The organism is Citrobacter sp. Cb080, assembly GCF_030334745.1.
GTDB classification, from domain to species: Bacteria; Pseudomonadota; Gammaproteobacteria; order Enterobacterales; family Enterobacteriaceae; genus Citrobacter; species Citrobacter braakii.
Window position 1 is genome coordinate 129,127 of the sequence record NZ_JAOWDG010000080.1, and the last position, 12,443, is coordinate 141,569.

The window sequence follows — 12,443 nt, forward strand, 5'->3', positions numbered from 1 at the left end:
CTGGATCAATCTTTCTCAACCCTGCCGAAAGGCTGGCGACATCAGGCCTTTAATGCCACAATCCCATTTTCTTCGCATGCAGGATGAATGATGAAAAAATTAGCAATCGTTGCTGTATTTCTGGCGCTTACCGGATGCGCCGAAGTAGAAAATTATAACGACGTGGTGAAAACGCCAGCGCCAGCCGGTCTGGAAGGATACTGGCAGTCAAAAGGTCCGCAACGCAGTCTGGTGAGCCCGGAAGCGATTGCCAGCCTGGTGGTAACAAAAGAGGGCGACACGCTGGATTGTCGCCAGTGGCAGCGAGTGATCGCGCTGCCGGGGAAACTGACGATGATCTCTGGCGATCTCACCAACGTGACGGTGAAACGCGAGCTGTATGAGATTGAGCGGGAAGGCAATACGCTGGAATATGACGGTATGACGCTGCAGCGGGTCGACCGCCCGACGCAGGAATGTGCTGACGCGTTAAAGAAAACGCCGCTGGCCACGCCACTGCCATAAGCTATACGCCCCGGTAGCCACCGGCCACCGGGGTTGAATTTTACAACACGTCTTCAATCACCCACACACTGACGCTACCGCCGTTACAATAAAACGTCGCTTCACCGTTCTCATCGGTGACCACGCTTTCTTCGCGATTTCCCAGATAGTCGCGCCAGGTTTTATTCCCGTAATTCGCACCGAGATTGATGGTCTTTTCCCCGTCATCGCCGTTAGACAGAACAACCACACAGCCGGGATCGTCGTCCGTTCCGCTGCGGCTAAAAGCGATACAGTTAGGGTGATCGAAAAAGAGCGTCTGTACGCCGTGCGCGAAGCGCTGGCGCGCGAGGATCAGTTCATCAAGCTGTTCAATGATCGGCATGTCGATAGGATAGGTTTCGCCATCTCCCCCGGTGTCTTCGTAATGTGCCCCGTAAAGGTCAGGATAAAACACTGACGGCACGCCGTTTTCGCGCAACAGGATCAGCGCATAGGCCAGCGGCTTAAACCACGGTTCGACAGGGGCTTCCAGCGCCTGCAAGGGCTGAGTGTCGTGATTGGCCACCAGGGTGACGGCATGAAACGGATCGGCTTCCACCAGGGTGTCGGTGAAAATCTGACTCATGTCGTAATCGCGACCCTGACGAGAGGCTTCGTGGAATTTCATCTGCAAAGGGGCGTCGAATAGCATAGTTTTCCCCTCCACCTGATTAATGTAGGTTTGCAGCTTGTCGACTTCATGCGACCAGTATTCCGCGACGATAAACAGCGGCTTGGGGGCGACTTCCTGCACGTGCTCAATCCACTCTTTATAAAACCATGCTGGAATATGTTTCACGGCATCTAAACGAAAGCCGTCACACTGGGTTTGCTCCATCACCCAACGCGCCCAGTATTTGATCTCCTCAGTTACGGCGTGATTGCGAAAATCGATGTTTTCGCCCATCAGATAATCAAAATTACCCAACTCATCATCAACCTGATCGTTCCAGCCTTCGCCGGTGTAGTCGTTCACGATTTTAAAAATGCCGTCTTCGGTTGGGTTTTCGATATGGTCAATACCGCTGAAGCATTTAAAGTCCCAAATGAATTGCGAGTACTTGCCTGCGCGGGCAGGGAAGGTGTAGCGCGTCCAGCCTTCGCATTCGACGATCTCATCGTCTATTTGCGTGCGATCCTCGGCGTTAACCCGCTGGACACGAATATTCTCTTTCTCATCTGCGCCCATTTTGTGGTTAACCACCACGTCGAGCAGTACGGCAATATCATTGTGTTTTAGCGCGTCTATCGCCGCCAGCAGCTGGTTTTTATCGCCATATTTGGTAGCGATGGTTCCCTTTTGGTCGAATTCGCCCAGATCAAAAAGATCGTAGGAGTCGTAGCCAACGGAATAGCCGCCGGAAGCGCCTTTATAAGCGGGAGGTAGCCACACCATATTGATGCCGATGTCATTGAGTCCACCTGCGCGTTCGGCAAGTTCGGGCCAGAGTTGACCGCCCTCGGGGTAATACCAGTGAAAATACTGCAATAACGTGGGATTTTTCATCTTCCGTGCTCCAGAAGTCGTTTGGCCGACCTCTGGAGTATGGAAGATTATTCAGACGAGACGGGAAATTATTGTGGGGCAGTGGGGGCGTCGGGAACTAACAGCATGCCGGAAAGACGGCCATAAGCGTTATTTAGCGTCTTTTGGCGCGTCGACTGACCGATGAGATTGCTGAGTTCATCCAGACGCTGCTGCAACAATGTTTTGAGCAGTTGTTCGTTATCCAGCGTCTGTTTAATGTACCCGGCCACTAAATCCTGAATACTTCGCGTAATGCCTGGTGGAGTTTGCTCTTCCATGACCACTTCAATACTTTGCAGATAGGTAACTTCCTGTTCCAGTAAAAGGTCCCATTCACCGCGCTGCGCCAGTTCCAGCAGTGAGTGACTGAGCAGCGCGATGCGCTGCCAACGGTTGATAAACTCCACGGCTGAGGTCATTAACGAGACTCCTGGGAAGATGCTTTCGGTGAGATCTGTTTCCAGGCATCTGAAATGTTGCCGAGTAACCCTTCGACTTCTTCAATGGCCTGACAATCATTACGCAAGTTAGCTTGCAGTAAACGGCGAATCATATAGTCATACAGAGAAGACAGATTGGTGGCGATTTCGCCGCCAGTCTCTTGATCAAGTCCTGCCTTCAGGCCATTGTCGATAATATTAATGGCTTTACTTAACGCTTCACCTTTGGCGACGATATCACCCTGTTGCATAAACAGGCGAGCGCGCACCAGGGCGCTGTTCGCGCCGTCAAACAACATTTCAATCAGCTGATGTGGGCTGGCGCTCATCACGGCGCTTTCCACGCTGACCTGTGCATAGGCTTTGGTACCGCTCGCGGTATACATGCTTACCTCGTGTTATCAGGATTTATTCATCGCTGTAAATTGTTGGCCCAGATAGGTACTGGTGTTATTCAGTTTGCTCATCATGCTATCAAGCTGGGTAAACTGCGCCGTATAACGCGCAACCATGTCGTCAATGCTGGCGCTAACTGACAGATATTGTTTGGTCAGTTTTTTCAGCGTGGCGTTAATGCTGTCTTGCGCATTATCGATAATGCCGTCATCGGCGAGATAGCTTTTTACTTCAGCGGCAATTTTGGTGGTGATGCCGGTTTCTTTACCGTCGCCAGCCAGCAGTTCGCGAACAGAGGCGGTGTTTTCATCCAGCGCTTTTTTCAGCTTGGTATCATCGATGGACATCTTGCCGGTTTTGCCATCTTGTTTGATGCCGATTTCATTCAGTGTCTTAAAGGCACCTTCAGCACCGGAGTTAGCAAACTGTGCACGAATGCCTGTCTGAATCGTACGTACTACGCTGTCACCGACCAGCGCGCCGTTGTCTTTGTCCTGAACTTCCGCTCCTGCATCTACGGCTTTATATTTGGTCAGCGTATTAAAGGTATCGATCAGTGAGTTATAGGCATCCACCCAACCTTTAATCGCTTCCGTGGCTTTCTCATTGCTTTTCGTCACCGTTACGCGCGCGTCGGTAACTTTTTTGGTCAGTTCCAGCGTAACACCCTGCGGGGCATCGGTGACTTTGTTGCTTTGACGTTCAATATCGATACCGTTCATCGTGAGCTTGGAGTTCTGGGCCTGAACCAGCTCAGTCATTTTTCCTGTACCGGTCGTGCTGTCGTAAGCCAGCATATCGTTAAGCTTGCTGTCGCCCTCAACAGAGATGGTCATCTTGCTGTCCAGACCTTCTGCTGCGGTCAGCACCAGTTTGAACTCGCCGTCTTTCACCTTCACGATACTGGCGGAGATACCGCTATCGGTATCGTTAATTGCCTTGCTGATATCATCCAGCGTGGTCTTATCTTGGGAGAGTTTAATCTCCAGCGGCTCTTTACGGCCCGGCTGCTCAATTTTAATGGTACGCGTGGCGGAGCCATCACCCAGAGCCTCTTTGTTTGAGGCCACCGATGTGGTGCTCAACGATTGTGCCTGTGCCAGTTGCGTGACGCTGATGGTATAAATACCCGGTGCCGCGCCTGCTTCGGTGGTGACTTTCAGGTCTTCAGTACTGCTCGTCACATTACTGCTTCTGAACAACTCCGGTTTATTTAACGCGGTATTGGCCGTCTGGAACTTTTCCAGCGCACTCTTCAGCGTACCGTAAGCCGTCAGACGGGCAGTATTGTCGGTCTGTTGCTGAGTAATTGGATTTAGACGTTTTTTCTCAGCAATAGTCAGGTTGTTTAGCAACGTGTCCAGTGGTAAGCCTGAGCCTACGCCTAATGATGTAAATGAAGCCATGCCCGATTCCTTGTGATTGCAAACAATTGTTATGCGGGTTATCGGCAATCTGCGCGCAAAGTTTAATGATAGTTTTGTCAAAATAATGCGCGGAATAGTGGTGCATATAGAGGGTATTTCGCGGGCTAAGAAAAAAAACGACAGAAAGTAAAAATTTTCTAAAGTTCGAAATTAAGGTGCCGATACATGGGTTACGGTGAGAAACCGTGGGCAACAGCCCAATAACATCAAGTTGTAATTGATAAGGAAAAGATCATGGCACAAGTCATCAATACAAACAGCCTGTCGCTGTTGACCCAAAACAACCTGAACAAATCTCAGTCCGCTCTGGGCTCCGCTATCGAGCGTCTGTCCTCTGGTCTGCGTATCAACAGCGCGAAAGACGATGCTGCTGGTCAGGCGATTGCAAACCGTTTCACCGCTAACATCAAAGGTCTGACTCAGGCGTCCCGTAACGCCAACGACGGTATCTCCGTTGCACAGACCACAGAAGGCGCGCTGTCTGAAATCAACAACAACCTGCAGCGTGTTCGTGAACTGTCTGTACAGGCAGCGAACGGCTCCAACTCTGATTCCGACCTGTCTTCTATCCAGGACGAAATTAATCAGCGCCTGGCAGAAATCAACCGTGTTTCCGAGCAAACCGACTTCAACGGTAAAAAAGTTCTGAACCAGGACGGTCAGTTGACTATTCAGGTTGGTGCAAAAGATAATGAAACTATTACTATCGATCTGAAAAAAATCGATAGCACTACCCTTGGGCTGGCTGATCTAAATATCTCTAGAACGGGTAAAACAGTTAATAATGGTGACACCATTAACATCCGTTCTACTTTGGCACAAGCTGATTTCAGTGACGTAAATACAGGCGCTGGTAAGGTCGATTTTGCAGGTGCAACTGCTGGTGATGTTAAGTTAGCTCAAGACAAATCAGGCAAATACTACGCAACAGCGGATAATGGTACAACGTATTACGCGGCGACTGTTGACAATAAAACAGGTAAAGTATCCATTGATAGCCGTAACCCAGCTTCCAGCACCACAGGGTTAACATTGACCACTGTTACCGAAGTGGGTAAAGACGTTACTGCGGATACTACGGCATTAACTGCTGCTAATAAATCCTTGGTTACATACAAAGATCAGTCTGGTAATGCAGCATATGCTGTTAAGTCTGTAGATGGCAACGGTGTTGAATCGTATAAAGATGCCTCTATTACAGCTGCTGGCGTGGTAACTGAAGGGACCAATGTTCTGTCCTTAGGAACAACGGATCCGTTGAAGAAAATTGATAAAGCGTTGTCTGACGTAGACCAGTTCCGTAGCTCCCTGGGTGCTATTCAGAACCGTTTCGAATCTGCAATCACTAACCTGGGTAACACTGTAAACAACCTTTCCTCTGCCCGTAGCCGTATCGAAGATTCCGACTACGCGACCGAAGTGTCTAACATGTCTCGTGCTCAGATCCTGCAACAGGCGGGTACTTCTGTTCTGGCACAGGCTAACCAGACCACGCAGAACGTTCTGTCTCTGCTGCGTTAATTTATACTTATCGCGCAAACCCCGCTCCGGCGGGGTTTTTTACATTCAGCTTTACCCGTAACCCCCCAAATAACCCCTCATTTCACCCACTATTCACCCGATTAAAACCCCTGCAGAAACGGATAATCATGCCGATAACTCATTTAACGCAGGGCTGTTTATCGTGAATTCACTGTATACCGCTGAAGGTGTAATGGATAAACACTCGCTGTGGCAGCGTTATGTACCGTTGGTGCGTCACGAAGCATTGCGCCTTCAGGTGCGTTTGCCGGCGAGCGTAGAACTGGATGACCTGCTACAAGCGGGCGGCATCGGGTTATTGAATGCAGTCGACCGATATGACGCTTTGCAAGGAACGGCATTTACCACTTACGCAGTGCAGCGTATTCGTGGAGCGATGCTGGACGAACTACGTAGCCGGGATTGGGTGCCGCGTAGCGTTCGGCGCAATGCTCGCGAAGTGGCACAGGCGATGGGGCAACTGGAGCAGGAATTAGGGCGTAACGCGACGGAAACCGAAGTGGCGGAGCGTCTGGCTATTCCTGTGCAAGAGTATCGTCAGATGTTGCTTGATACCAATAATAGCCAACTCTTCTCCTACGACGAGTGGCGGGAAGAGCATGGCGATAGTATTGAGCTGGTGACGGAAGAACATCAGCAGGAAAACCCGTTACAGCAGCTACTTGAGGGTAACCTCCGCCAGCGCGTGATGGACGCGATCGAAGCGTTGCCGGAACGCGAAAAGCTGGTGTTAACGCTGTACTACCAGGAAGAGCTGAATCTGAAAGAGATTGGCGCGGTACTGGAAGTGGGGGAGTCACGGGTTAGCCAGTTGCACAGTCAGGCCATCAAACGTCTACGCACCAAGCTGGGTAAGCTATAGGGGTACACCATTACCCCTGAACAATGCCGCATTACGAATTGACTACCAGGAGTTCTCATGACGGTGCAGCAATCAAAAAGACGGCCTCTAAGCCGCTACCTCAAAGATTTCAAACACAGCCAGACGCATTGCGCCCATTGCTTTAAGTTGCTCGACAGGATCACGCTGGTTCGCCGCGGGCAAATTGTGAATAAAATCGCCATCGCCCGACTGGACACGTTGCTGAATGAAGCAGAGTGGGAACAGGAGAAAAAAGAGTGGGTGGCGCTGTGTCGTTTTTGTGGTGATTTGCACTGCAAAGAGCAGAGCGACTTTTTTGACATTATCGGCTTCAAGCAATTTTTATTCGAGCAGACCGAAATGAGTCACGGCACGGTACGCGAATACGTTGTGCGCCTGCGTCGCCTCGGGAATCATCTGACCGAACAAAATATCTCTCACGATCTGCTGCAGGAAGGGTTTCTCGACGAAAACCTTGCCCCGTGGCTGCCGGAAACCAGCACCAACAATTACCGCATTGCCTTGCGTAAGTATGAGCAGTTTAAAGCCCATACGCATATGGGACATATGCAGAAATCCTCCTGGACAGCCAGTTCTGATATATATTAAAAACGAATAAGGTGTAACAGAGTCGTGTTTGTGGATCACGGCAAACGCTTTACACTGTAGTCATAAATGATAGTCACTAATGACAATATTCGGGGTAACTATGAAATTAGCACTTCTGGGACGTCAGGCTCTGATGGGTGTAATGGCTGTTGCACTTGTCGCCGGAATGAGCGTGAAGACTTATGCAGATGAAGGTCTGTTAAATAAAGTTAAAGAGCGCGGCACGCTGCTGGTGGGCCTGGAAGGGACCTATCCCCCGTTTAGTTTTCAGGGCGATGACGGCAAGCTGACCGGTTTCGAAGTGGAGTTTGCCGAGGAACTGGCCAAGCATCTTGGAGTGAAAGCCACGCTGAAGCCGACCAAATGGGACGGTATGCTGGCTTCTCTTGATTCCAAACGCATTGACGTGGTCATCAACCAGGTGACTATCTCTGATGATCGTAAGAAAAAATACGATTTCTCTACCCCGTATACGGTCTCTGGTATCCAGGCGCTGGTGAAGAAAGGCAATGAGGGCGTTATTAAGACTGCTGCCGATCTGAAAGGTAAAAAAGTCGGCGTGGGTCTGGGAACCAACTATGAAGAGTGGCTGCGCCAGAACGTGCAGGGCGTGGATATTCGTACCTATGATGATGACCCGACCAAATATCAGGATCTGCGCGTAGGTCGTATCGACGCCATCCTGGTTGACCGTCTGGCCGCGCTGGATCTGGTGAAAAAAACCAAGGATACGCTGGCCGTTACCGGTGAAGCATTCTCCCGCCAGGAGTCCGGCGTGGCGCTGCGTAAAGGCAATGAAGATCTGCTGAAAGCGGTGGATGCAGCCATTGCTGAAATGCAGAAAGACGGTTCGCTGAAAGCCCTGTCTGAAAAATGGTTTGGAGCAGATGTGACGAAATAATCGTCATCTGATGAAAAAAGGCGCCTTTAACAGCGCCTTTTTTTATTTCATTGCGCCTGAACGTGCATAATAAAAGAACACCACAACAACGAATACCGGAGGCTGTATGCCGCTGCATAATTTAACGCGCTTTCCACGTCTGGAATTTATTGGCGCGCCAACGCCACTCGAATATCTTCCGCGCCTCTCAGCTTACCTCGGGCGTGATATTTTCATTAAACGCGATGACGTCACGCCGATGGCTATGGGCGGCAATAAGCTGCGTAAGCTGGAGTTTCTGGCCGCAGACGCGCTGCGTGAAGGCGCGGATACGCTGACAACCGCGGGTGCGATTCAGTCTAACCACGTTCGCCAGACGGCGGCGGTCGCCGCTAAGCTTGGCCTGCACTGCGTGGCGCTGTTGGAAAATCCGATAGGCACCACTGCCGAAAACTATCTCACCAATGGCAACCGTCTGCTGTTGGACCTGTTTAATACGCAAATTGAAATGTGCGATGCGCTGACCGACCCGAATGCACAGCTGCAGGATCTGGCGACGCGGATTGAAGCGCAAGGGTTCCGCCCGTATGTGATCCCGGTTGGGGGTTCCAATGCACTGGGTGCGCTGGGCTATGTGGAAAGCGCGCTGGAAATTGCCCAACAGTGTGAAGGGGCCGTTTCGCTCTCTTCCGTAGTGGTGGCCTCGGGCAGTGCGGGAACCCATGCCGGACTGGCCGTGGGCCTGGAGCAATTGATGCCAGACGTCGAACTCATCGGCGTGACCGTCTCACGCAGCGTGGCGGATCAAAAGCCCAAAGTTGTTGCACTGCAGCAGGATATTGCCCGGGAGCTGGAACTGACGGCCTCAGCGGAAATCCTGTTATGGGACGATTATTATGCGCCGGGCTACGGTACGCCAAACGAAGAGGGCATGGAGGCGATAAAACTGCTGGCGCGTCTGGAAGGCATTTTGTTGGATCCGGTGTATACCGGCAAGGCGATGGCGGGTCTGATTGATGGCATCAGCCAGAAACGCTTCAAGGATGAAGGGCCAATTCTCTTTATTCATACTGGTGGGGCGCCTGCGCTGTTTGCCTACCATCCTCACGTGTAACGACCAGGTAGAAAAACGCTAATGCATGAAAGTATCCAACTGGTGATTGATTCTCTGCCGTATCTGCTCAAGGGCGCAGTGTTTACGCTGCAACTGAGTATCGGTGGGATGTTCTTTGGCCTCGTGCTGGGTTTTATCCTGGCGCTGATGCGTCTGTCGCCGCTGCTGCCTGTGCGCTGGCTGGCGCGCTTTTATATCTCTATCTTTCGCGGAACGCCGTTGATTGCCCAACTGTTCATGATCTATTACGGTCTGCCGCAGTTTGGTATTGAGCTTGATCCTATTCCGGCGGCGATGATTGGCTTATCGCTTAATACGGCGGCCTACGCTGCGGAAACGCTGCGTGCGGCAATCTCCTCCATCGATAAAGGGCAGTGGGAAGCGGGCGCCAGTATTGGTATGACGCGGTGGCAAACCATGCGCCGGGCAATCCTGCCGCAGGCTGCGCGGGTTGCACTCCCGCCGCTGAGTAACAGCTTTATTAGCCTGGTGAAAGACACCTCTCTGGCCGCGACTATTCAGGTACCGGAACTGTTCCGTCAGGCGCAGTTGATTACCTCGCGTACGCTGGAGGTATTCACGATGTATCTGGCAGCCTCGTTGATTTATTGGGTGATGGCGACGGTGCTTTCTGCACTGCAAAACTATTTTGAAGAGCAACTGAATCGCCAGGAGAGAGAGCCGAAATGAGTGCTATCGAAGTCAGAAACCTGGTCAAAAAATTCCATGGGCAAACGGTGCTGCATGGGATCGATCTTGACGTCAAACCCGGTGAAGTTGTGGCGATTATCGGGCCGAGCGGTTCGGGCAAAACGACGCTGCTGCGCAGCATTAATTTGCTGGAGCAACCCGAGGCGGGCACCATTAAGGTGGGTGAGATTACCATTGATACCGCGCGTTCGTTAACTCAGCAGAAAGGTCTGATTCGTCAGTTGCGCCAGCACGTGGGCTTTGTGTTCCAGAACTTTAATTTGTTCCCGCATCGCACGGTGCTGGAAAACATTATTGAAGGTCCGGTGATTGTTAAAGGCGAACCGAAAGCCGAAGCGACAGCCCGTGCGCGCGAACTGCTGGCGAAAGTCGGGTTAGCTGGTAAAGAAACCAGCTATCCGCGGCGTTTGTCCGGCGGGCAGCAGCAGCGCGTGGCTATTGCCCGGGCGTTGGCGATGCGACCTGAGGTTATTCTTTTTGATGAACCGACCTCCGCGCTTGATCCTGAACTGGTTGGTGAGGTACTTAATACCATCCGCCAACTGGCGCAGGAAAAACGCACCATGGTGATTGTGACGCATGAAATGAGCTTTGCGCGCGACGTTGCCGATCGGGCGATATTTATGGATCAAGGACGGATAGTGGAGCAGGGGCCAGCTAAATCCTTATTCACGCATCCGCAGCAGCCGCGAACCCGTCAGTTTCTTGAAAAGTTTCTGATGCAATAAATAGTGCATGCAGCACTCGTCGAAATTGTTTTTTGACGAGTGTTGTTCGCATAACTATTTATAATTATTGCTTTATTATTAACTCCCAATACTGTTACTTCCTGCCGCCGTTGAGTAATGCTCAAGTAATTGTTCATTTGTCCGATAATTTGCATATATAAAATACATTTATGTGTTAGCTTGTTTCATATGTTTGGATGATTATCAATCTCAGGGGTATTACCACTTAGTATGCAGGGTCATGATTTCTTCACCTGGCGACGGAGTATGCTGTTACGCTTTCAGGAAATGGCGACGGCAGAGGATGTCTATAATGAATTACAACAACAGACGCAGCATTTAGAGTTCGATTTTTACGCGCTCTGTGTTCGTCATCCCGTACCTTTTACCCGACCTAAAACGTCGCTTCACACGACCTATCCCAAAGCATGGGTGGCGCATTATCAGTCCGAGAATTATTTCGCTATTGATCCGGTGCTGAAGCCTGAAAACTTCAGTCAGGGGCATTTACCCTGGAACGATACCTTATTTCGCGATGCACAGCCCCTGTGGGATGCCGCGCGCAATCACGGTTTACGTAAAGGGATGACGCAATGCTTAATGTTGCCTAATCGGGCGTTGGGTTTTTTATCGGTATCGCGTGCGAGTGTCCGTAATAGTCGCTTTGCAAACGATGAGGTAGAGCTCAGGATGCAACTGCTGGTGCGGGAAAGCTTGTCGGTACTGACGCGGCTGCAAGATGACATGGTCATGGCGCCAGAGATGCGCTTTAGCAAGCGGGAAAAAGAGATATTGAAATGGACGGCAGAGGGGAAAACCTCTTCAGAGATAGCGATAATTCTGTCGATTTCTGAAAATACCGTTAACTTTCACCAGAAAAATATGCAAAAGAAATTTAATGCACCCAACAAAACGCAGATCGCCTGTTATGCCGCGGCAACCGGGCTGATCTGAGTAAATTATCGTTCTGAGTGTCAGACGCAAACCCGGCTGAGAGCATCGCTGTCAGCCGGGTTCTTATTACTGGCGGTAGGCCTGTTTAATTTGCTTAACAGTGCTGGAAAATACCGCAGCCTGTGATTGATCTTCAATCAGCGCGATCTGTTTTTCCATTTTAAGAATCACGCGCCCTGCATCGGCTTGGCCCATTGCCTGCAGCATCAGCGTTAACATGGCTTTCAGGCAGGTGACTTCATTGGCCAGTTCCTGGTTATTCTCAGCAGTGGAAAAGTCAGGCGTACTCATTTATTTTCCTCGTTATGTTTCAATGAAAAAGTGCGATGTCAAATCTTAAGGCGCCGGAGTATACCATAAGCGAGGCTAAAAATATCAGCGGTTGTTTTCTGCGCAAACATAAGTCGCGGACATTAAAATAAACAACATGTTGCGCTGCATATATTTTCTCCACCTGTTGTTTATTTCGAGTATTTTACTCGTTAATTATTGTTACAACTTTAGCTGCCTATTTTGCATTCAATGGACGAATATGAATTTTTTGTCACTATTCTGAAACAGCTATGCAGATATAACCGTGGCAAAAGGTTGCCATAACAGAAAGTTTCCACTCGTCGTACCTTCTAATTTCCAAAAACGAGAGCAAAATCGAAAGACGGCGATTTTTACATTTCAAAGTTGAGATAAAACCCGTTAACATAGGACCGATTAACTATCGGTAGCGTTA

At 50.3% G+C, this 12,443-nt stretch carries 15 protein-coding genes; 9 read left to right on the forward strand and 6 right to left on the reverse strand.

The features are described from left to right. Positions 1–90 precede the first annotated feature (90 nt). The gene (yedD, locus tag OGV38_RS19470; RefSeq protein WP_016153484.1) at positions 91–504 is read left to right on the forward strand and encodes a lipoprotein YedD; all 414 of its coding nucleotides are present in this window, start codon (positions 91–93) and stop codon (positions 502–504) included. Between the two features lie 40 nt (positions 505–544). On the opposite strand, the gene amyA is transcribed toward yedD, so the two are convergent. The 4 genes from amyA to fliD form a co-directional block, all read right to left on the reverse strand. Next, on the reverse strand, positions 545–2,032 hold the full coding sequence (gene amyA / locus OGV38_RS19475; RefSeq protein WP_075848421.1) for an alpha-amylase: 1,488 nt from the start codon (positions 2,030–2,032) through the stop codon (positions 545–547). A gap of 68 nt (positions 2,033–2,100) precedes the next feature. Then, a complete protein-coding gene (fliT, locus tag OGV38_RS19480; protein WP_003030458.1) occupies positions 2,101–2,472 on the reverse strand; it encodes a flagella biosynthesis regulatory protein FliT in 372 nt (123 codons plus the stop codon). Beyond that, the gene (gene fliS / locus OGV38_RS19485) at positions 2,472–2,879 is read right to left on the reverse strand and encodes a flagellar export chaperone FliS (RefSeq protein ID WP_181500268.1); all 408 of its coding nucleotides are present in this window, start codon (positions 2,877–2,879) and stop codon (positions 2,472–2,474) included. The genes fliT and fliS overlap by 1 nt, the downstream gene beginning before the upstream one ends. 15 nt (positions 2,880–2,894) lie before the next feature. Beyond that, the gene (fliD, locus tag OGV38_RS19490; protein WP_019077067.1) at positions 2,895–4,295 is read right to left on the reverse strand and encodes a flagellar filament capping protein FliD; all 1,401 of its coding nucleotides are present in this window, start codon (positions 4,293–4,295) and stop codon (positions 2,895–2,897) included. Between the two features lie 255 nt (positions 4,296–4,550). Here fliD and OGV38_RS19495 point away from each other — a divergent pair, with 255 nt between their 5' ends. From OGV38_RS19495 to sdiA, 8 genes are all read left to right on the forward strand, one after another. Beyond that, positions 4,551–5,837 (forward strand): FliC/FljB family flagellin, encoded by a 1,287-nt coding sequence (locus OGV38_RS19495; RefSeq protein WP_181500269.1) that lies wholly within the window; start codon positions 4,551–4,553, stop codon positions 5,835–5,837. A gap of 163 nt (positions 5,838–6,000) precedes the next feature. Continuing rightward, positions 6,001–6,720, forward strand: coding sequence for an RNA polymerase sigma factor FliA (gene fliA / locus OGV38_RS19500; RefSeq protein WP_016153479.1), 720 nt, complete (start codon positions 6,001–6,003; stop codon positions 6,718–6,720). A gap of 57 nt (positions 6,721–6,777) precedes the next feature. Next, entirely contained in the window at positions 6,778–7,329 is a 552-nt protein-coding gene (fliZ, locus tag OGV38_RS19505; protein ID WP_016153478.1) for a flagella biosynthesis regulatory protein FliZ, read from the forward strand. A 100-nt stretch (positions 7,330–7,429) separates the two neighbouring features. Continuing rightward, positions 7,430–8,230 (forward strand): cystine ABC transporter substrate-binding protein, encoded by an 801-nt coding sequence (gene tcyJ / locus OGV38_RS19510; RefSeq protein WP_016156835.1) that lies wholly within the window; start codon positions 7,430–7,432, stop codon positions 8,228–8,230. Positions 8,231–8,336: 106 nt separating this feature from the next. After that, positions 8,337–9,323, forward strand: coding sequence for a D-cysteine desulfhydrase (gene dcyD / locus OGV38_RS19515; RefSeq protein ID WP_286474495.1), 987 nt, complete (start codon positions 8,337–8,339; stop codon positions 9,321–9,323). A 21-nt stretch (positions 9,324–9,344) separates the two neighbouring features. Then, positions 9,345–10,013, forward strand: a complete 669-nt coding sequence (tcyL, locus tag OGV38_RS19520; RefSeq protein ID WP_003030474.1) for a cystine ABC transporter permease — start codon at positions 9,345–9,347, stop codon at positions 10,011–10,013. After that, on the forward strand, positions 10,010–10,762 hold the full coding sequence (gene tcyN / locus OGV38_RS19525; protein WP_003030477.1) for an L-cystine ABC transporter ATP-binding protein TcyN: 753 nt from the start codon (positions 10,010–10,012) through the stop codon (positions 10,760–10,762). Before tcyL ends, tcyN begins: the two co-directional genes overlap by 4 nt. Before the next feature lie 231 nt (positions 10,763–10,993). After that, positions 10,994–11,716 (forward strand): quorum-sensing transcriptional regulator SdiA, encoded by a 723-nt coding sequence (gene sdiA / locus OGV38_RS19530; protein ID WP_016156833.1) that lies wholly within the window; start codon positions 10,994–10,996, stop codon positions 11,714–11,716. A 66-nt stretch (positions 11,717–11,782) separates the two neighbouring features. Here the strand turns inward: sdiA and OGV38_RS19535 are convergent, their stop codons facing one another. Further along, positions 11,783–12,007, reverse strand: coding sequence for a DUF2594 family protein (locus tag OGV38_RS19535; protein ID WP_016153474.1), 225 nt, complete (start codon positions 12,005–12,007; stop codon positions 11,783–11,785). A gap of 19 nt (positions 12,008–12,026) precedes the next feature. Continuing rightward, positions 12,027–12,170, reverse strand: a complete 144-nt coding sequence (locus OGV38_RS25170) for a hypothetical protein (protein WP_422856969.1) — start codon at positions 12,168–12,170, stop codon at positions 12,027–12,029. Between the last annotated feature and the right edge of the window lie 273 nt (positions 12,171–12,443).

Excerpts from the sequence above, each read along its gene's own strand:
- yedD (WP_016153484.1), top strand. The coding sequence starts at position 91 with ATGAAAAAATTAGCAATCGTTGCTGTATTTCTGGCGCTTACCGGATGC.
- amyA (WP_075848421.1), bottom strand. The coding sequence starts at position 2,032 with ATGAAAAATCCCACGTTATTGCAGTATTTTCACTGGTATTACCCCGAG.
- fliT (WP_003030458.1), bottom strand. The coding sequence starts at position 2,472 with ATGACCTCAGCCGTGGAGTTTATCAACCGTTGGCAGCGCATCGCGCTG.
- fliS (WP_181500268.1), bottom strand. The coding sequence starts at position 2,879 with ATGTATACCGCGAGCGGTACCAAAGCCTATGCACAGGTCAGCGTGGAA.
- fliD (WP_019077067.1), bottom strand. The coding sequence starts at position 4,295 with ATGGCTTCATTTACATCATTAGGCGTAGGCTCAGGCTTACCACTGGAC.
- OGV38_RS19495 (WP_181500269.1), top strand. The coding sequence starts at position 4,551 with ATGGCACAAGTCATCAATACAAACAGCCTGTCGCTGTTGACCCAAAAC.
- fliZ (WP_016153478.1), top strand. The coding sequence starts at position 6,778 with ATGACGGTGCAGCAATCAAAAAGACGGCCTCTAAGCCGCTACCTCAAA.
- tcyJ (WP_016156835.1), top strand. The coding sequence starts at position 7,430 with ATGAAATTAGCACTTCTGGGACGTCAGGCTCTGATGGGTGTAATGGCT.
- dcyD (WP_286474495.1), top strand. The coding sequence starts at position 8,337 with ATGCCGCTGCATAATTTAACGCGCTTTCCACGTCTGGAATTTATTGGC.
- tcyL (WP_003030474.1), top strand. The coding sequence starts at position 9,345 with ATGCATGAAAGTATCCAACTGGTGATTGATTCTCTGCCGTATCTGCTC.
- tcyN (WP_003030477.1), top strand. The coding sequence starts at position 10,010 with ATGAGTGCTATCGAAGTCAGAAACCTGGTCAAAAAATTCCATGGGCAA.
- sdiA (WP_016156833.1), top strand. The coding sequence starts at position 10,994 with ATGCAGGGTCATGATTTCTTCACCTGGCGACGGAGTATGCTGTTACGC.
- OGV38_RS19535 (WP_016153474.1), bottom strand. The coding sequence starts at position 12,007 with ATGAGTACGCCTGACTTTTCCACTGCTGAGAATAACCAGGAACTGGCC.